Origin of the sequence: Pseudomonas sp. 31 R 17 (assembly GCF_900004915.1) — a bacterium.
GTDB lineage: Bacteria > Pseudomonadota > Gammaproteobacteria > Pseudomonadales > Pseudomonadaceae > Aquipseudomonas > Aquipseudomonas orientalis_A.
In genome coordinates this window covers 366,197-384,282 of the sequence record NZ_CVTN01000065.1, presented here as the reverse complement: position 1 = coordinate 384,282, position 18,086 = coordinate 366,197, and the positions used below count along the sequence as shown (strand labels likewise).

19 protein-coding genes and 1 pseudogene are annotated in these 18,086 nt (G+C 60.0%); 11 read left to right on the top strand and 9 right to left on the bottom strand.

Features of this window, described 5'->3' with window-relative positions; all coding sequences use genetic code 11:
* Positions 1-130 precede the first annotated feature (130 nt).
* Positions 131-841 carry a tellurite resistance TerB family protein gene (locus BFP89_RS13940; protein WP_065886043.1) on the bottom strand — a complete coding sequence of 237 codons (711 nt, stop codon included), beginning with the start codon at positions 839-841 and terminating at the stop codon, positions 131-133.
* A gap of 303 nt (positions 842-1,144) precedes the next feature.
* Between BFP89_RS13940 and BFP89_RS13935 the strand changes: the two genes are divergently transcribed.
* A complete protein-coding gene (locus BFP89_RS13935) occupies positions 1,145-2,770 on the top strand; it encodes a glucan biosynthesis protein D (protein WP_065886042.1) in 1,626 nt (541 codons plus the stop codon).
* 55 nt (positions 2,771-2,825) lie between these two features.
* On the opposite strand, the gene BFP89_RS13930 is transcribed toward BFP89_RS13935, so the two are convergent.
* The 3 genes from BFP89_RS13930 to BFP89_RS13920 form a co-directional block, all read right to left on the bottom strand.
* A complete protein-coding gene (locus BFP89_RS13930) occupies positions 2,826-3,011 on the bottom strand; it encodes a hypothetical protein (RefSeq protein WP_065886041.1) in 186 nt (61 codons plus the stop codon).
* A gap of 284 nt (positions 3,012-3,295) precedes the next feature.
* Positions 3,296-4,402: an NADH:flavin oxidoreductase/NADH oxidase gene (locus tag BFP89_RS13925; RefSeq protein ID WP_065886040.1), complete on the bottom strand. Its 1,107-nt coding sequence runs from the start codon at positions 4,400-4,402 to the stop codon at positions 3,296-3,298.
* A gap of 195 nt (positions 4,403-4,597) precedes the next feature.
* Positions 4,598-6,499 (bottom strand): potassium transporter Kup, encoded by a 1,902-nt coding sequence (locus tag BFP89_RS13920; protein WP_065886039.1) that lies wholly within the window; start codon positions 6,497-6,499, stop codon positions 4,598-4,600.
* A 368-nt stretch (positions 6,500-6,867) separates the two neighbouring features.
* Between BFP89_RS13920 and BFP89_RS13915 the strand changes: the two genes are divergently transcribed.
* From BFP89_RS13915 to tsaA, 7 genes and pseudogenes are all read left to right on the top strand, one after another.
* Positions 6,868-7,158 carry a type II toxin-antitoxin system RelB/DinJ family antitoxin gene (locus BFP89_RS13915; protein ID WP_057723256.1) on the top strand — a complete coding sequence of 97 codons (291 nt, stop codon included), beginning with the start codon at positions 6,868-6,870 and terminating at the stop codon, positions 7,156-7,158.
* 76 nt (positions 7,159-7,234) lie between these two features.
* Positions 7,235-7,439: pseudogene (locus tag BFP89_RS28555) on the top strand (type II toxin-antitoxin system YafQ family toxin).
* Between the two features lie 167 nt (positions 7,440-7,606).
* Positions 7,607-8,947: a 30S ribosomal protein S12 methylthiotransferase RimO gene (rimO, locus tag BFP89_RS13910; protein WP_065886038.1), complete on the top strand. Its 1,341-nt coding sequence runs from the start codon at positions 7,607-7,609 to the stop codon at positions 8,945-8,947.
* Between the two features lie 103 nt (positions 8,948-9,050).
* Entirely contained in the window at positions 9,051-9,518 is a 468-nt protein-coding gene (locus tag BFP89_RS13905) for a GNAT family N-acetyltransferase (protein ID WP_065886037.1), read from the top strand.
* 67 nt (positions 9,519-9,585) lie between these two features.
* Positions 9,586-10,296 (top strand): rRNA pseudouridine synthase, encoded by a 711-nt coding sequence (locus tag BFP89_RS13900; RefSeq protein WP_065886036.1) that lies wholly within the window; start codon positions 9,586-9,588, stop codon positions 10,294-10,296.
* Between the two features lie 69 nt (positions 10,297-10,365).
* A complete protein-coding gene (locus BFP89_RS13895; RefSeq protein ID WP_005785469.1) occupies positions 10,366-10,827 on the top strand; it encodes a DUF1456 family protein in 462 nt (153 codons plus the stop codon).
* Between the two features lie 3 nt (positions 10,828-10,830).
* The gene (gene tsaA, locus BFP89_RS13890; protein WP_065886035.1) at positions 10,831-11,526 is read left to right on the top strand and encodes a tRNA (N6-threonylcarbamoyladenosine(37)-N6)-methyltransferase TrmO; all 696 of its coding nucleotides are present in this window, start codon (positions 10,831-10,833) and stop codon (positions 11,524-11,526) included.
* Positions 11,527-11,644: 118 nt separating this feature from the next.
* Here tsaA and fpr read toward each other — a convergent pair whose 3' ends face one another.
* Positions 11,645-12,424 carry a ferredoxin-NADP reductase gene (gene fpr, locus BFP89_RS13885; RefSeq protein ID WP_003189055.1) on the bottom strand — a complete coding sequence of 260 codons (780 nt, stop codon included), beginning with the start codon at positions 12,422-12,424 and terminating at the stop codon, positions 11,645-11,647.
* A gap of 124 nt (positions 12,425-12,548) precedes the next feature.
* Here fpr and BFP89_RS13880 point away from each other — a divergent pair, with 124 nt between their 5' ends.
* Complete coding sequence (locus BFP89_RS13880; protein ID WP_010212678.1) at positions 12,549-13,475, top strand: LysR family transcriptional regulator; 927 nt, start codon at positions 12,549-12,551, stop codon at positions 13,473-13,475.
* Positions 13,476-13,478: 3 nt separating this feature from the next.
* Here BFP89_RS13880 and BFP89_RS13875 read toward each other — a convergent pair whose 3' ends face one another.
* The 3 genes from BFP89_RS13875 to BFP89_RS13865 all read right to left on the bottom strand — a co-directional run bounded on the left by BFP89_RS13875 (position 13,479) and on the right by BFP89_RS13865 (position 15,538).
* A complete protein-coding gene (locus BFP89_RS13875; RefSeq protein WP_003189051.1) occupies positions 13,479-13,841 on the bottom strand; it encodes a diacylglycerol kinase in 363 nt (120 codons plus the stop codon).
* A gap of 75 nt (positions 13,842-13,916) precedes the next feature.
* Positions 13,917-14,567, bottom strand: coding sequence for a response regulator transcription factor ErdR (erdR, locus tag BFP89_RS13870; RefSeq protein ID WP_065886034.1), 651 nt, complete (start codon positions 14,565-14,567; stop codon positions 13,917-13,919).
* A gap of 251 nt (positions 14,568-14,818) precedes the next feature.
* A complete protein-coding gene (locus BFP89_RS13865; RefSeq protein WP_065886033.1) occupies positions 14,819-15,538 on the bottom strand; it encodes a tRNA-uridine aminocarboxypropyltransferase in 720 nt (239 codons plus the stop codon).
* Between the two features lie 178 nt (positions 15,539-15,716).
* Here BFP89_RS13865 and BFP89_RS13860 point away from each other — a divergent pair, with 178 nt between their 5' ends.
* Together BFP89_RS13860 and BFP89_RS13855 are read left to right on the top strand one after the other, a co-directional pair.
* The gene (locus BFP89_RS13860; RefSeq protein WP_065886032.1) at positions 15,717-16,151 is read left to right on the top strand and encodes a PA3611 family quorum-sensing-regulated virulence factor; all 435 of its coding nucleotides are present in this window, start codon (positions 15,717-15,719) and stop codon (positions 16,149-16,151) included.
* Between the two features lie 294 nt (positions 16,152-16,445).
* Positions 16,446-17,558: an LOG family protein gene (locus tag BFP89_RS13855; RefSeq protein ID WP_065886031.1), complete on the top strand. Its 1,113-nt coding sequence runs from the start codon at positions 16,446-16,448 to the stop codon at positions 17,556-17,558.
* Between the two features lie 58 nt (positions 17,559-17,616).
* Here the strand turns inward: BFP89_RS13855 and recX are convergent, their stop codons facing one another.
* The gene (gene recX, locus BFP89_RS13850) at positions 17,617-18,084 is read right to left on the bottom strand and encodes a recombination regulator RecX (RefSeq protein WP_065886030.1); all 468 of its coding nucleotides are present in this window, start codon (positions 18,082-18,084) and stop codon (positions 17,617-17,619) included.
* Between the last annotated feature and the right edge of the window lie 2 nt (positions 18,085-18,086).

The following is an 18,086-nucleotide window of genomic DNA, read 5'->3' as shown; positions in this document are numbered from 1 at the left end:
TTAACCAATGGTTTGCGGGGACACTGCAGGTGCCGGCGGCGCCCTGGCGGCAGGCGCCCTGGCGCTTGGAACCAAGCCGGGTTTGAAGGTGGGAGCAGGCCCGCTCCCACCTGTGGACAAGTAGGCGGTTTTATTCGAGGTTAAGGCGCACCTGTTTCTCCAGCTCCGCCTTCAGGCCCGGCTCCAGCTTCAGCTGTCGCGCCAGTTCGTCCAGGTAGGCCTTCTCCATGAAGTTTTCCTCGTCCACCAGCATCACACTGGCGATGTACATCTCGGCGGCCATTTCCGGGGTGCCGGCGGCGCGGGCGACGTCGGCCGGGTCGAGGGGTTTGTTCAACTCGGCGTGCAGCCAGGCTTGCAGTTCGCGGTCGTTGTCGAGCTTGGTGAACTCGCCTTCGATCAACGCCCGCTCACGCTCATCCACATGCCCGTCGGCCTTGGCGGCAGCGACCAGCGCCTTGAGAATGCCCTGGCTGTGCTGCTCGACCTGGGCCGGCGGCAGACGATCAATGGTTTGCGGCTCGCCCTGGGGCGCGTTGGCCTGCTGCGCCTGCCAGTTGCCGTAGGCTTTGTAGGCAATGACTCCCAACGCGGCCAGGCCTCCGTAGGTCAGGGCCTTGCCGCCGAATTTGCGCGCCTTCTTATTGCCCAGCAGCAAGCCCATGGCACCGGCCGCCAATGCACCACCGCCTGCGCCACCGAGCAGACTGCCAAGTCCGCCACTGCCAAGCAGCCCGCCAAGGGCGCCTTTGTCAGTCGATTGACGCTGGCCGCCAGCCTTGTTCTGCAACATGTCCTGGCCAGACTTGAGCAACTGATCGAGCAATCCACGGGTATTCATTCGTAGCCTCCAGACACTTGGGTTCGTAGGACCAATAGGCCCCCAGCGTAAAACTAAGTGCCAAAAACGCTCTATCTAGAGTGCTTCCAGATGTAACGCCCTGCCCTGGCGTCGGAAATGTCTTGTTGCACAGCGGCGCCATCATGCTGCCATCAATGATTTTTCCTTCACCATCGAACCGCTTAAGCTATCCGGCGTCTGTTTATTGTCCGTTGCGTTTGGCCGAAGGCATGTCCGAACCGTTATTTCTGATCCGTTACGTGCCAGGAACGGCGCGGGATTCGCTCACGACAGGTTGTCTCTATGCACCGCAGGAATTTGCTCAAAGCGTCCATGGCCATTGCGGCCTACACCGGTTTGTCGGCCAGTGGCCTGCTGGCCGCGCAGGCCTGGGCCGGGAACCGTGCCGCCGATGGCAAGGCCGTGGCATTCGATTTCGACACGCTCAAGGCCCAGGCCAAACAGCTCGCCGGCGCCGCCTACAAAGACACCCGGCAAGTGCTGCCGCCCACGCTGGCAACCATGACCCCGCAGAACTTCAACGCCATTGGCTACGACGGCAACCATTCGCTGTGGAAGGAACTGAACGGGCAACTGGACGTGCAGTTTTTCCACGTCGGCATGGGCTTCAAGACGCAGGTGCGCATGCACAGTGTCGATCCCAAGACCCGCGAGGCCCGCGAAGTGCATTTTCGCCCTTCGCTGTTCAACTATGAAAAAACCACGGTTGACACCAAACAGCTGACCGGCGACCTGGGCTTCTCCGGGTTCAAACTGTTCAAGGCGCCGGAGCTTGACCGCCATGATGTGCTGTCGTTTCTGGGTGCCAGCTACTTCCGCGCCGTCGACTCCACCGGCCAGTACGGCCTGTCGGCGCGCGGCCTGGCGATCGACACCTACGCGAAAAAACGCGAAGAGTTCCCCGACTTCACCCAGTTCTGGTTCGAAACCCCGGACAAGGATGCCACCCGCTTCGTGGTCTACGCCCTGCTCGATTCCCCCAGCGCGACCGGCGCCTATCGCTTCGATATCGACTGCCAGGCCAATCAAGTGGTGATGGCGATCGATGCCCATATCAATGCGCGCACCGCCATCGAACAATTGGGCATTGCGGCCATGACCAGCATGTTCAGTTGCGGAACCCACGAACGCCGGATGTGCGACACCATCCACCCGCAAATCCACGACTCGGACCGCCTGGCCATGTGGCGCGGCAACGGCGAGTGGATTTGCCGTCCGCTGAACAACCCGGCCAAGCTGCAGTTCAACGCCTTCGCCGACACCAACCCCAAAGGCTTCGGCCTGGTGCAGACCGACCACGAGTTCGCCAGCTATCAGGACACCGTGGACTGGTACAGCAAGCGACCCAGCCTCTGGGTAGAACCCACCACCGCCTGGGGCGAAGGCTCGATCGACTTGCTGGAGATCCCCACTACCGGCGAGACCCTGGATAATATCGTAGCCTTCTGGACCCCGAAAAAACCGGTGGCGGCCGGCGATTCGCTCAACTACGGCTACAAGCTCTACTGGAGCGCCCTGCCGCCGGTGAGCACGCCGCTGGCGCAGGTCGACGCGACCCGTTCGGGCATGGGCGGATTTACCGAAGGCTGGGCCCCAGGCGAGCATTACCCTGAGGTGTGGGCACGCCGCTTTGCGGTGGACTTCAAGGGCGGCGGTCTGGACCGTTTGCCAGCCGGCACGGGCATCGAACCGGTGGTCACCTGCTCTCACGGCGAGGTGAAAGACTTCAGCGTGCTGGTGCTCGACAACATCAAGGGCTACCGCATTCTATTCGACTGGTACCCCACCAGTGACAGCGTGGAGCCAGTAGAGCTGCGTCTGTTTATCCGCACCCAGGACCGTACCCTGAGTGAGACTTGGCTGTATCAGTATTTCCCGCCCGAGCCGGGCAAGCGTAAATACACCTGAGACGGCGGCCCACGCTGTGGGAGCAATGTGCTCCCACACGGTGTCCGCCCACCCTTCAAAACCGAGACACGGTTTTCATCGCCCCAATCAAATACCGCATCGCAACCTGATCGCTCTCGGTCAGGGTGCGGTAATGCGCCAGCAGTTCGACTTCATCCGAACTCAACCTGCGGCCACGCAAGGACATCCTGCGGATCAGAAAAGACGCCATCACACCCGCTACACCATAGGACTTGGCCATGGACTGCTTCTCCTGATATCGATCCAATATGTCTGCTGCCCTTTATCCGCGTGACGTGAAGCGGACTGACTTCCTGGGCCGAAAATCAGGCTTATCGTAAGCGTAGAAACAATCTGGTTACGTGTGGGATTTTTTTAGAGTATTCACTTAAATAATTGCTTCGGTAATAAATACCTACAACCCTTTCTCACGCCTTCACCGACCACTCAGATCGATCTGCGTCATCGCCACGAGCGAAAAAAACCCACCGCGTCAGGGTGGGTTGTGTGGGCATAGGCTAAGGATCAATCCCTGAGATCGGATTCATGAATCGGCTGGTCGCGGTGCGTCGCCCGTTGATATTGCGCCGGCCAGATCGCTTTGCGCCCGCCCAGGTCATCGTCGGCATGCAGCGGCCAGTACGGGTCGCGCAACAATTCGCGGGCCAGGAAGATGATGTCGGCCTGGCAGGTACGCAGGATATGTTCGGCCTGGGCCGGTTCGGTGATCATGCCGACCGTGCCGGTGGCGATGCCCGACTCTTTGCGTACCCGCTCGGCAAAGCGCGTCTGGTAACCGGGGCCGGTGGGGATTTCGGCGTTGGCGGCGGTGCCGCCGGAGGACACGTCGATCAAGTCCACGCCCAGGTCTTTCAGGCGGCGCGCCAGTTCCACGGTTTCATCGGGGTTCCAGCCGTCTTCCACCCAGTCGGTGGCTGACACGCGCACAAACAGCGGCAGGTTCTGGGGCCAGACTTCGCGCACCGCGCGGGTCACCTCCAGCACCAGGCGGATGCGGTTTTCGAAGGAGCCGCCGTACTGGTCCTGGCGCTGGTTACTGATGGGCGACAGAAACTGATGCAGCAGGTAACCGTGGGCGGCATGGATCTCCACCACTTCGAAACCTGCGGCCAGGGCACGCTTGGCGGCGGCGACAAAATCGGCGATCACTTGGCGGATCTGTGCCTCATCCAGCGGTTTGGGTTGCGTGTGCTGAGGGTCGAATGCGATAGGCGACGGGCCTACCGGCAACCAGCCACCGTCCTCCGGCTTGACGCTGCCATGCTTGCCGATCCACGGCCGATAAGTGCTGGCCTTGCGCCCAGCGTGCGCCAGTTGAATACCGGCCACCGCACCTTGCGCCGCAATAAAGCGTGTAATGCGTTGCAACGGTTCGATCTGTTCGTCTTTCCACAACCCCAGGTCCTGGGCGGTGATGCGGCCATCGGCGGTCACGGCGGTGGCTTCGGTGAAGATCAGCCCGGCGCCGCCCACGGCACGGCTGCCCAGATGCACCAGGTGCCAGTCGTTGGCCAGGCCATCATCGCTTGAGTATTGGCACATTGGTGATACCGCGATGCGGTTCAGCAGGGTGAGTTGACGCAGGGTGTAGGGTTCGAGCAACTGACTCATGGCGCACCTCTTCGGGTTCTGTGGGCAAGCTCCAAGGCTCTCTTCATGGTGCTTAGAGCCTAGTCGACAACGACGGGTCGCACTGGGTTCAGAGCTAAAGAGTTCAGAGCTAAAGAGTTCAGAGGTAAAGGGTTCAGAGGTAAAGGGTTCAGAGGTGAACCGGGAGCCGATTGCCGGCTCCCGTGCTGCAGCGTCTTACATTTCGACCTGGGTGCCCAGCTCGATCACCCGGTTGACCGGGAGTTTGAAGAAGCGCAGGTTGCCGTTGGCATTCTTCAACATGAACGCGAACAACGCTTCGCGCCAGCGCGCCATGCCTTTGATACGCGAGGCGATCACGGTTTCGCGGCTGAGGAAGTAGGTGGTGCGCATCGGGCTGAAATCCAGCTCGTCCAGATGGCACAGTTTCAGCGCCTCGGGCACGTCCGGCTCATCGGTAAAACCAAAGTGCAGGATCACCCGGAAGAACCCCTCGCCATAGGCGTCCACTTCAAAACGCCGCGCCGCAGGCACACGCGGGATGTCTTCGTAGACCACGGTCAGCAGCACCACCTGCTCGTGCAACACCTGGTTATGCAACAGGTTGTGCAGCAGCGCATGGGGTACGGCGTCGGGGCGCGCCGTAAGAAATACCGCCGTGCCCTGCACGCGATGGGGTGGCTGCACGCGGATACTGCCGATAAATATCGGCAACGGCAGGCCGCCCTCGTCGAGGCGCTCGACGAGCAATTGCTTGCCGCGCTTCCAGGTGGTCATCAGCACGAACAACACGATCCCCGCCAACACCGGAAAGGCGCCGCCCTGGATGATCTTCGGCACGTTGGCGGCAAAGTACAGCCCGTCCACCAACAGACAGCAGAGCAACACCGGCACCGCCAGCACCGGCGGCCATTTCCACAGCAGCAGCATCACCGCAGACACCAGGATCGTGGTCATCAGCATGGTGCCGGTCACCGCCACGCCATAGGCGGACGCCAGCGCACCGGAGGATTCAAAACCCAGCACCAGCAGGATCACGCCCACCATCAGCGACCAGTTCACGGCGCCAATATAGATCTGGCCCTGTTCGGCGCTGGAGGTATGTTGAATGTGCATACGCGGGATATAACCCAGCTGGATGGCCTGGCGCGTCAGGGAGAACGCACCGGAAATCACCGCCTGGGAGGCAATCACGGTGGCCAGGGTCGACAGCACCACCAGCGGAATCAGCGCCCAGCTCGGCGCCAGCAGGTAGAACGGGTTGCGCGCCGCTTCCGGATCGCCCAGCAACATGGCGCCCTGACCGAAATAGTTGAGCACCAGCGCCGGCAGCACCAGGATGAACCAGGCACGGGCGATGGGTTTGCGGCCGAAGTGGCCCATGTCGGCATACAACGCTTCGGCGCCGGTCAGTGCCAGCACCACCGCGCCAAGGATGGCCACGCCGATGCCGGGGTGAGCCTCGAAGAAGCGCACGGCCCACATCGGGTTCATGGCGCTGAGCACTTCAGGGTGCAGGGTGATGCCATACACGCCAAGGCCGCCCAGCACCAGGAACCAGGTCACCATGACCGGCCCGAACAGCTTGCCGATGCGGTCAGTGCCGTGTTTCTGGATCAGGAACAGCGCCACCAGGACCACCAGTGCGATGGGCACGACCCAGCGCTCCAGGCCGTCGAACGCCAACTCAAGGCCCTCGACGGCCGACAACACCGAAATCGCCGGGGTGATCATGCTGTCGCCGTAGAACAGCGCCGCACCGCACAAGCCGCACACCACCAGGAAACTGCGCAGTTTCCTACGCTCTCCGGCCGCACGACGTGCCAGGGCGGTCAGCGCCATGATGCCGCCTTCGCCCTGGTTGTCGGCGCGCAGCACGAACAGCATGTATTTGATCGACACGACCCAGATCAGCGACCAGAAGATCAGCGCCAGGATCCCCAACACCCCGTCATGGTTGACCTGCACCCCATAACCGCCATTGAACACCTCTTTAAGGGTGTAGAGCGGGCTGGTCCCGATATCGCCATACACCACCCCGACCGCTGCTACCAGCATGCCAATCGGCTTGGCGTTCGAATGCTCGGCACCCGCTGCCTGACTACTTGCCTGACCCATCAACCACTCCTGCCCTTTGACCTGAGGTCGCTTATAAACAACGTGCTCAAACTGACCGTAGCATGCGCTGTTTTACTTCTCGTAACAGACGTTTTGTTGACCTTCGGATTTTACCTATGAGCAACGGCGCGAAGCATAGCGCAGCGCTGGTCGCATTTCTCTGCATTAAAACAGGCGTCTTTTTGCCTGCATTGACGTCACTGAGTACTAACGCTACGTTTTCGCGTGTTACCACCACCGTGATTCCGACCTATGGGTCGCCTGGCGTCATGCTTGGAGCAAAAAGCATTTGCCCGGTTTTTTGACGGGTTGATCCATACTCAGGACGTAGCCACAACGTAGCTACGTTTTTGATCGGGAGTCACGCTATGTCTGCATTACTGAAAACCACTGATGTGCGTTGTCGCATTGACGAGGATTTGAAGGAGCGTGCCACTGCTGTGCTCAATGCCTGTGGGCTTAGCCTCAGTGACGCCATGCGTCTTTTCCTCCGTCAGGTCGTGACGACGCAAGGGCTGCCTTTCGAGGTACGCATCCCTTCGGAGAAAACCGCTCGCGCCATGAAGCAAGCGCATGCTATCCGTCGCCAGTTCGATTCGATCGATGACATGCTAAGGGACGCCGATGGCGAAGCAGGAGAAGAAGCAAAAACGCGCTGAAATACCCAAGCAGTGCGCACAGACACCTGAGTTTAAAAAGTCCCGGGAACGCTATAAACGCGCCGGGCGTCGAGACATGAATGAGGTCAGGGTAGTGATGGTTTCGCTTTTTGTTGGGCGAACAACTACCCGCCGAGTATCGAGACCATGCGCTTACCGGAAACTGGGACGGGTTCAGAGAATGCCATATTGGTGGTGATTTCCTGCTGATTTACGAACATTCACGGGCTGACCTGATCACCTTTGTAGACTTGGGGAGCCACGCTGAATTATTTGCTTAGGCATTGGGGTATTGAACAGCACAGCGCTCGTCGCATTTCCCCGCATAAAGCTGGTCAAGTGCGTTGCCCGCCGCTAGAATTGCGCACTTTTTGATCAGAGGCGCACCAAGCGCCCGTCCGCTGCCTGCCCTTCACGGTGGCGGCGTCATTCGATACCGAGGTTAGACATGTCCACCACCATCGCAAAAGCCAACCCCAAGGTTGGCTTTGTTTCCCTGGGTTGCCCGAAGGCTCTGGTCGACTCCGAGCGCATTCTCACGCAACTGCGCATGGAAGGTTATGACGTCGTCTCCACTTACCAGGACGCGGACGTGGTGGTGGTCAATACCTGTGGTTTCATCGACTCGGCCAAGGCAGAGTCCCTGGAAGTGATCGGCGAAGCCATCAAGGAAAACGGCAAGGTCATCGTGACCGGCTGCATGGGCGTGGAAGAAGGCAATATCCGCAACGTCCACCCAAGCGTGCTTGCCGTGACCGGCCCGCAGCAGTACGAACAGGTGGTCAACGCCGTGCACGCCGTGGTGCCACCGCGCCAGGACCACAACCCGTTGATCGACCTGGTGCCGCCGCAAGGCATCAAGCTGACGCCGCGTCACTACGCCTACCTGAAGATTTCCGAAGGCTGCAATCACAGCTGCAGCTTCTGCATCATCCCGTCAATGCGCGGCAAGCTGGTCAGCCGTCCGGTGGGCGATGTGCTGGACGAGGCCCAGCGCCTGGTCAAATCCGGCGTGAAAGAGCTGCTGGTGATCTCCCAGGACACCAGCGCCTACGGCGTCGACGTGAAGTACCGCACCGGTTTCTGGAATGGCGCGCCGGTGAAAACCCGCATGACCGAACTCTGCGAAGCGCTCAGCAGCCTGGGCGTGTGGGTGCGTCTGCACTACGTTTACCCGTACCCGCACGTGGACGAGCTGATTCCCTTGATGGCCGCCGGCAAGATCCTGCCGTACCTGGACATCCCGTTCCAGCACGCCAGCCCCAAAGTGCTCAAGGCCATGAAACGCCCGGCCTTCGAAGACAAGACCCTGGCGCGGATCAAGAACTGGCGCGAGATCTGCCCGGAACTGATCATCCGTTCGACCTTTATCGTCGGCTTCCCCGGTGAAACCGAAGAAGACTTCCAGTACCTGCTGGACTGGTTGACCGAAGCCCAGTTGGACCGCGTCGGCTGCTTCCAGTACTCGCCGGTCGAAGGCGCTCCGGCCAACCTGCTGGACCTGGCCGTGGTGCCGGACGACGTCAAGCAGGACCGTTGGGAGCGCTTCATGGCGCACCAGCAAGCGATCAGCTCGGCGCGCCTGCAACTGCGTATCGGCAAGGAAATCGAAGTGCTGATCGACGAAGTCGACGAGCAAGGCGCCGTCGGCCGTTGCTTCTTCGATGCGCCGGAAATCGACGGTAACGTGTTTATCGACGATGCCAGCGGTTTGAAGCCGGGCGACAAGGTCTGGTGCACCGTGACCGATGCCGACGAATACGACCTGTGGGCGCAAAAGCGCGACTAAAGCTGTAAAAAATTGAAAAAGCCCTGCTTCTGGACAAGATGCGGGGCTTTTTTAGGTCTATCGTTTTGCCCATCGGCACCTATTTCGACAAGAGACAGCGGGCATGCGTGAGCATTCGGTTATCCACACCCCCAACAATAGCGATTACCCCGAGCTGGCGAGGATCTGGGAGGCCTCGGTGCGCGCCACTCATGACTTTTTGCCGGAAAGTTACATTGTGTTGCTCAAAGAGCTGGTGCTGACGCGCTATCTGGATTCAGTGATGCTTGTGTGTACCAAGGATTCGAGCCAGCGCATCACCGGGTTTGCCGGCGTAGCGGCGGGCAAGGTGGAAATGTTGTTTATCGACCCCCTGCACCGTGGCCAGGGCCTGGGACGGCAATTGCTGCGCTACGCGATCAACTGCATGAATGCCGATGAGCTGGATGTGAATGAGCAGAATCCGCAGGCGCTGGGTTTTTACCTCAAGCAAGGCTTTGAGGTGATCGGACGCACGGAGCACGATGGCCTGGGCCAGCCCTATCCGTTGCTGCATCTGCGCCTGCGCCAGCAGCAAATACGCAGTGGCTGAAATGGGACCGGGATTAACCGGCGCCAGGCAGGTACAATAGCCGCCCCCTTTTGTTACGGCCCTTGTCATGACTGACCCCATACGCCTCTCCAAACGCCTTATCGAACTGGTCGGTTGCTCCCGTCGGGAGGCTGAGCTGTTTATCGAAGGCGGCTGGGTCTCGGTGGACGGTGAAGTGATCGACGAACCGCAGTTCAAGGTCACTACCCAGAAGGTCGAGCTGGACCCCGACGCCAAGGCCACCGTGCCGGAACCGGTGACCATCCTGCTGCACGCCCCGGCGGGGATGGATGCCGAGACGGCCATGGCGTCGATCAGCGCCGAAACCTTGTCGGAAGAACACCGCTTCAGCAAGCGCCCGCTAAAAGGCCACTTCCTGCGCCTGACCGCCAGCGCCGATCTGCAAGCCAAGGCCAGCGGCCTGCTGGTGTTCACCCAGGACTGGAAAATCCTGCGCAAGTTGACCGCCGATGCGGCCAAGATCGAGCAGGAATACGTGGTGGAAGTCGAAGGCGACATGGTCGCCCATGGCCTCAACCGCCTGAACCACGGCCTGACCTACAAAGGCAAGGAGCTACCGGCCGTGAAAGCCAGCTGGCAGAACGAAAACCGCCTGCGCTTCGCGCTGAAAAACCCGCAGCCAGGCGTTATCGCGCTGTTCTGCGAAGCCGTTGGCCTGAAAGTCGTCGCGATCCGCCGCATCCGCATTGGCGGCGTGTCCATTGGCAAGGTGCCGGTGGGCCAATGGCGTTACCTGTCCGGCAAAGAGAAGTTTTAGGCCGTTACCCTTTTCCCGACACCGCCTGATTGGGCGGTGTCTACCCGCTGAAAACCAGGATTGCCCACCATGATTCACAACGACGTACTGCGCAGCGTGCGCTACATGCTCGACATCAGCGATAACAAGATGGTCGAGATCATCAAGCTCGGCGGCATGGACGTGACCAAGGAAGACCTGCTCACCTACCTCAAGAAAGATGAGGAAGAAGGCTTTGTGTTCTGCCCGGATGAGGTGATGGCGCATTTCCTCGACGGCTTGGTGATTTTCAAGCGCGGCAAGGATGAAAGCCGTCCGCCGCAGCCGATCGAAACCCCGGTGACCAACAACATCATCCTGAAAAAACTGCGCGTGGCCTTCGAATTGAAGGAAGACGACATGCACGCCATCCTCAAGGCCGCCGAGTTCCCGGTGTCCAAGCCCGAGCTGAGCGCGCTGTTCCGCAAGTTCGGTCACACCAACTACCGCACCTGTGGCGATCAGTTGTTGCGCAACTTCCTCAAGGGTCTGACGCTGCGGGTTCGTGCGTAAGCCATGAGTTATCAGGTCTCGCCCATCGGCTTCGTACGCTCCTGTTTCAAGGAGAAGTTCGCCATCCCGCGTCAACCGCAACTGGCTCCGGCCGCCCGCGGTGTGCTGGAGCTGGTGGCGCCGTTCGATGGCGGCGAGGCGGTGCAGGGACTGGAACAGGTCAGCCATGTGTGGCTGCTGTTTCTGTTTCACCAGGCGCTCGAAGACACGCCACGCCTTAAAGTGCGACCGCCGCGCCTGGGCGGCAATACGTCCATGGGCGTATTTGCGACCCGCGCCACCCATCGCCCCAACGGGATTGGCCAGTCAGTGGTCAAGCTGGACAAGGTGGAAGCGGGCCGGCTGTGGATTTCCGGGATCGATTTGCTCGATGGCACGCCGGTGCTGGATATCAAGCCGTATGTGCCGTACGCCGATATCGTCGACACGGCGACCAACAGCATCGCCAGCGGTGCGCCGCCGCTGATTGGCGTGCAGTGGCTCAAGACCGCGCTGCAACAGGCGCAGGGCCATGCCCAGCGTCTGGGTGAACCGTTGGTTGAGTTGATTGATCAGTGCCTGGCGCAAGATCCACGACCGGCGTACCAGACGCCAGGGCCGGAGCGCGAATACGGCGTGCAGTTCTGGGATGTGGATGTACGTTGGCACTATCCCGAGGCAGGGATGATTTGCGTATTGGAAGTGGTGCCTGCCGGATAAACCGGAACCCAAATGTGGGAGGGGGGCTTGCCCCCGATAGCAGTGTGTCAGTCAACTCATCTGTGACTGATCCACCGCAATCGGGGGCAAGCCCCCTCCCACATTTTTTTGATCGCGTTTATTTTTCGACGAACGCACGCTCAATCAGGTAATCCCCCGGCTCACGCATGCGTGGCGAAACCTTCAGGCCGAAGCTGTTCAGCACTTCGCTGGTTTCGTCCAACATGCTCGGGCTGCCGCACAGCATGGCGCGGTCGTCCTCGGGGTTGATCGGTGGCAGGCCGATGTCGCTGAACAGCTTGCCGCTGCGCATCAGGTCGGTCAGGCGACCTTCGTTCTCGAACGGCTCGCGGGTCACGGTCGGGTAGTAGATCAACTTGTCACGCAACGCCTCACCGAAGAATTCGTTCTGCGGCAGGTGCTCGGTGATGAACTCGCGGTAGGCGACTTCGTTGACGTAACGCACGCCGTGGCACAGGATCACTTTTTCGAAGCGCTCGTAGGTCTCCGGGTCCTGGATCACGCTCATGAACGGCGCCAGCCCCGTACCGGTGCTGAGCAGGTACAAGTGCTTGCCCGGCTTCAAATCGTCAAGCACCAGGGTGCCTGTCGGTTTTTTGCTGATGATGATCTCGTCGCCTTCCTTCAAGTGCTGCAGCTGGGAAGTCAGCGGGCCATCCGGCACCTTGATGCTGAAGAACTCCAGATGCTCTTCCCAGTTCGGGCTGGCAATGGAGTAGGCGCGCATGAGCGGGCGGCCATTGGGCTGTTGCAGGCCGATCATCACGAACTGACCGTTCTCGAAGCGCAAACCCGGATCGCGGGTGCACTTGAAGCTGAACAGAGTGTCGTTCCAGTGATGAACACTGAGGACACGCTCGTGGTTCATGTTGCTCATGTACGGGGGACTCCTGGAAATGGGTCTGCGCCAAATGTGAAGTGCGCAATTGCACAGCATTCTAATGGCGGCGACAATATCTGTTAACTGGATTATTAAGATAAGGGTTATCGGTTATATCGATATGCGATTTACTCTCCGTCAACTGCAAGTCTTCGTCGCCGTCGCCCAGCAGGAAAGCGTGTCCCGCGCTGCTGGCCTGCTGGCCTTATCTCAATCCGCCGCCAGCACCTCGATCACCGAGCTGGAGCGTCAATCCAGCTGCCAGTTATTCGACCGCGCCGGCAAACGCCTGAGCCTCAACGCCCTCGGTCATCAACTGTTGCCCCAGGCGGTGGCGCTGCTGGACCAGGCCAAGGAGATCGAAGACCTGCTCAATGGCAAGTCCGGCTTCGGCTCGCTGGCGGTGGGCGCCACCCTGACCATCGGCAATTACCTGGCGACCCTGTTGATCGGCAGCTTCATGCAGCAGCATCCCGAGAGCCAGGTGAAGCTGCATGTGCAAAACACTGCCCATATCGTGCATCAGGTGGCGCATTACGAAATTGACCTGGGTCTAATCGAAGGCGACTGCAGCCACCCGGACATCGAGGTGCAAACCTGGGTGGAGGATGAGCTGGTGGTGTTTTGCGCACCCCAGCATCATTTGGCCAAACGTGGCGTGGCAAGCATGGATGAGCTGACCCATGAAGCGTGGATTCTGCGCGAACAAGGCTCGGGCACGCGCCTGACGTTTGATCAGGCCATGCGCCATCATCGCAGCGCATTGAATATCCGCCTGGAGCTGGAGCACACCGAGGCGATCAAACGGGCAGTGGAGTCAGGTCTGGGGATTGGCTGCATTTCGCGGCTGGCACTGCGCGATGCGTTCCGGCGTGGCAGCCTGGTGCCGGTAGAAACCCCGGATTTGGACCTGGCCCGGCAGTTCTACTTCATCTGGCATAAGCAGAAATACCAGACCTCGGCGATGCGCGAGTTCCTGGAGCTGTGCCGCGCGTTTACCGCCGGGGTTCAGCGCAGCGACGAAATCGTACTGCCGAGCATTGCCTGATCGTCAGATCAGAATCACCGCCCACACCAGCGTGATCATGGTCAAGGCGACGAATTGCGCGGCGCTGCCCATGTCCTTGGCGTTCTTCGACAAGGGGTGGCGGTCCAGGGAAATGCGGTCGATGGCCGCCTCCACTGCTGAATTGAGCAATTCGACGATCAGGGCCAACAGACACACGGCAATCAGCAATGCGCGTTCGACGCGGCTGACCTGCAGGAAAAAACTCAACGGAATCAGGATGACGTTCAGCAGTACCAACTGACGGAACGCCGCCTCGCCGGTGAAAGCCGCGCGCAGGCCATCCAGGGAATAGCCCCCTGCGTTGAAGATACGTTTGATACCGGTTTGACCCTTGAAAGGCGACATAGATGTAGGCAACTGAACCAAAGGAGTGGGGAAACTAGAGCACGCAAAGTCAAAAAAGCGTGAATCGGTGACAGCTTAATGCTGCGAAATTGACTCAAGTTGTTGCAGGAGTAACGCCGCCTGGGTACGCGTACGTACGCCCAACTTGCGGAAAATAGCGGTGACATGGGCCTTGATCGTCGCTTCCGACACGCTCAGCTCGTAGGCAATCTGCTTGTTCAACAGGCCTTCGCAGACCATGGTCAACACGCGAAACTGCTGAGGCGTCAAGCTGGCCAGGCCATCACGGGCCGCCTTGGCTTCCTCGGACACGTTGATTTCTTCAAAAGCTTGCGGTGGCCAGGACACATTACCGTCCAATACCGTGCGCACAGCCTTCTGGATATCTTCCATCGCGCTGGACTTGGGAATGAAGCCGCTGGCGCCGAACTCCTTGGAGCGCACCACCACATCGGCCTCTTCCTGCGCCGAGACCATCACCACCGGTATCTGCGGATATTGCCCGCGCAGCAGCACCAGCCCCGAAAAACCGTAGGCGCCGGGCATGTTCAGGTCGAGCAGCACCAGGTCCCAGTCGGATTTTTCGGTCAAGCGGGCTTCCAACTCGGCAATGCTGGCGACTTCGACCAGTCGCACATCCGGGCCAAGGCCCAGGGTTACGGCCTGATGCAGCGCACTGCGAAACAGCGGGTGGTCATCGGCTATCAGGATGTCGTATGTGGCCATTGATTAAATGATCCTGTTTTTACGGGAGCCCTGATGGGTTCAGGGTTCGCCAGTACACAAGGCAACGGCCAGGCAGCCATCGCCACGGGGCACGCTCAACGTCAAAAACACGCAAAACAACGTCGAAAAACCAAGGGAGCGCCCCAATCGGCGCCCAGCATGCCCAGCGCAGCCTGGGGGGTCAAGCACTACGCCCATGGGGATTTTAGCGGGTTGCGTGATTAAGGTGCCATCATGCAAACGTCGACGGGTCATAGCGCCGGGATATAGGGCGCCAAACGTGTGTGGACAATGTCCGTCTCATCCACAGGCAGCTGAAACTTGGCGGCCAGGTAGTGCGTGCTGAAAACATCGAGGTAGGCGTCGAGCACTTCGCTGGCGGCCTGATCACCGGCCAACTCCAGGCACAACGCGGCCACCTCGGCGGTGCAGAAATGATCATCACGCTTGGAACGGCGCAACTTGTAACGTGACAACTGCTCCGGCGCCAGGCTCAGCACCGGCAAATGTTCCAGGTACGGGCTCTTGCGAAACATCTTGCGCGCTTCGCTCCAGGTGCCGTCCAGCAAGATGAACAGCGGGCGCCTGCCCTCCTCTGCATCCACCACGCTGACCACCCGTTCAGGCGCCACGAATTCCCCGGGAAACACGATGTACGGCTGCCACTGCGGGTCGGCGAGCAGGGTGAGCAGAGCCGGGTCGACCTCGGTCCGCGACCAGGCAAACGCGCTGGTGTCGTCAATGACATCGGCGATCAGCCAGCCGGTGTTGCTGGGTTTCATCGGTTCGACGTCGTGCATCAACAGGCACATGGCCGATTTGGCTTGAACCGTTGGTCGCCACGCGCACAGGCAGTACTCGGGAATCACTCGGCAGCCGGTGCACCGCTCGGCGCGCGATCCCCGATTCAGGAACGGCCTGACGGCTCGGGCCAGACGCTGGGTGCGCAAGCGGGAGACAGCGTGGCTCATTGGATACGCCACAGAAACGGGTCAATCGACACGGGATAACTCGAAAGCAATTGGAGTGGGCGCAGTTTACCAGCGATACGCCTGGCTGTAGTGGCCGGCGCTCACCTATAATTGCGCGCCACTGAACGCACAGCGCAGTGGCTGGTCTATGCACCAGTAACCGAATCAGGAGAATTTGATGCTGCGTTCCATGCTGCGCCTCGTTGCCCCATCCGTCGCTATTGCGCTGGCCTTGCCCATGGGCGCCCACGCGGCCTCGCTGCTGGAGGCTCAAATGAACCGCAAGCTGCAAAGCGTCGCGACCGAAAGCAACAAGGACCTGCCCCGGGAAATCGATGAGAAAACCCTGGAAGTGGCCTACACCGTTGAAGGTATGCAACTGATCGATCATCTCAGCGTGCAGCCTGACCGCGCCGAGCAGATGCGCGCCAACCCCAAGGCCGTGTATTTCCAATTGGGCCGCAGTGTCTGCACCAACCCAGGCTACCGCGAGCTGATGGCGAAGGGCGCGGTCATGCGCTACGAAATCACCGAGAACAAGACCAACCGTCCTGTCGCATCGGTCAAGTTCGCCGAAGCCGACTGCCCGGCTCCGTCCAAGAAGAAAAAGTAACCCTGCCTTGTACCTTGCGCGTTGCTGCCCGGTGACGCGCCACTCCCCTGCTCCAGCGCCCGCCTGCACCTGAACGCCGTGATCAATCACCAATAAGCGGTTGCCAGCCAAGGGTTTTGCAGCCCATGATCAGCTCATCCCATGCGCCCGCCAGAGCAGTCTTCCCTGCTGTTCTGTAATACTTTCAGGGCAAAAGAGGCCTGCCCTCCTGCGGCAAGCAACGACACATGCAGTGTCGTGCCCCCTGACGACACGCGTCGGCTGGCCAGGCCCTGTGAAGAAGGAGAAAGTTGAATGCCTTATGAATCGAATGCCTCCCTGCTCGATCTTTTTGAACAAAACGGTACCGACCTCACGCAGCAGGTTGACGCGCAACTCCAACTGGTCGCGCCAAACAGCCCGAACATTCCCCTTTATCGCGACATGATTCTCACGGTCCTGCGCATGGCCCAGGACGACCGTGACCGCTGGAATGCCAAGATCACCCTGCGTGCGATCCGTGAGCTGGACCACGCTTTCCGCGTGCTCGAACAATTCAAGGGACGACGCAAGGTGACGGTGTTCGGTTCCGCACGCACGCCGATAGAAAGTCCCCTGTATGCATTGGCTCGAGAGGTCGGCGCGGCATTGGCACGTTCCGACCTGATGGTCATCACCGGCGGCGGCGGCGGCATCATGGCGGCGGCGCATGAAGGCGCGGGCCTGGAGCACAGCCTGGGGTTCAACATCACCCTGCCGTTTGAACAGCATGCCAACCCGACCATCGATGGCACAGACAACCTGCTGTCCTTCCACTTTTTCTTCACCCGCAAACTGTTCTTCGTCAAGGAAGCCGACGCACTGATTCTGTGCCCGGGTGGTTTTGGCACCCTGGACGAAGCCCTGGAAGTGCTGACCCTGATCCAGACCGGTAAAAGCCCGCTGGTACCGGTAGTGCTGCTGGACGCTCCAGGCGGCGGGTTCTGGCAAGGCGCCCTGGACTTTATCCGCAGCCAGTTGGAGGCTAACCGCTACATCCTGCCGACCGACCTCAAGCTCATACGCCTGGTCTACAGCGCAGAAGAAGCCGTGGACGAGATCAACCGGTTTTATGCCAACTTCCATTCAACCCGCTGGCTCAAGCGTGAATTCGTGGTGCGTATGAACCATCCCCTCAGTGATCAAGCCCTGGCCCATTTGCAGGATGAGTTTGCCAGCCTTCGACTGAGCGGAGAATTCCAGCAGCTTGCCTACACAGGCCAAGAGCATGACGACCCCAGGTTCAGTCATTTGACGCGGCTGGTCTTCAACTTCAATGGCCGAGACCAGGGGCGTTTGCGCGAGTTGGTCGACTACATCAACTTGCCGGAAAATTGGGTGCAGCCTCAGGGTGAGGTGCAACAGCGAGGGATGCCACAGCCTGCGTGATTTTTTGCAGGCGAAAAAAAAGGCCCACTATTTTCATAGTGGGCCTTTTGTTTTGCATTCAGTCGTCCATGTCCCGGCCGCTTAACAAGCGACTGATCATGTCCATCGAAAACCCGCGATAACTCAGGAAACGCCCCTGCTTCGCACGCTCCCTGGCATCAATCGGCAGATGCCCAGCAAACTTGCGCCGCCAAGTCTCTTCCAACTGCGACTGCCAACTGATACCGCACTCGCGCAAAGCAAGGTCGATATCGGCACGTTGCAGGCCACGCTGGCTCAACTCTTCGCGAATCCGCGCTGGGCCATAACCGGACCGCGCGCGGTAGGACACAAAGCTTTCGAGGTATCGGGACTCCGACAACAGCCCCTCTTCCGTCAACCGGTCAAGGGCTGTTTCGATCATTTCAGGCTCTGCGCCGCGCTGACGCAATTTACGCGTCAGCTCGACTCGACCATGCTCGCGGCGAGCAAGCAGGTCCATTGCAGTGCGCCGAACGGCGACAAGTGTATCCAGTACAACAGTCATCG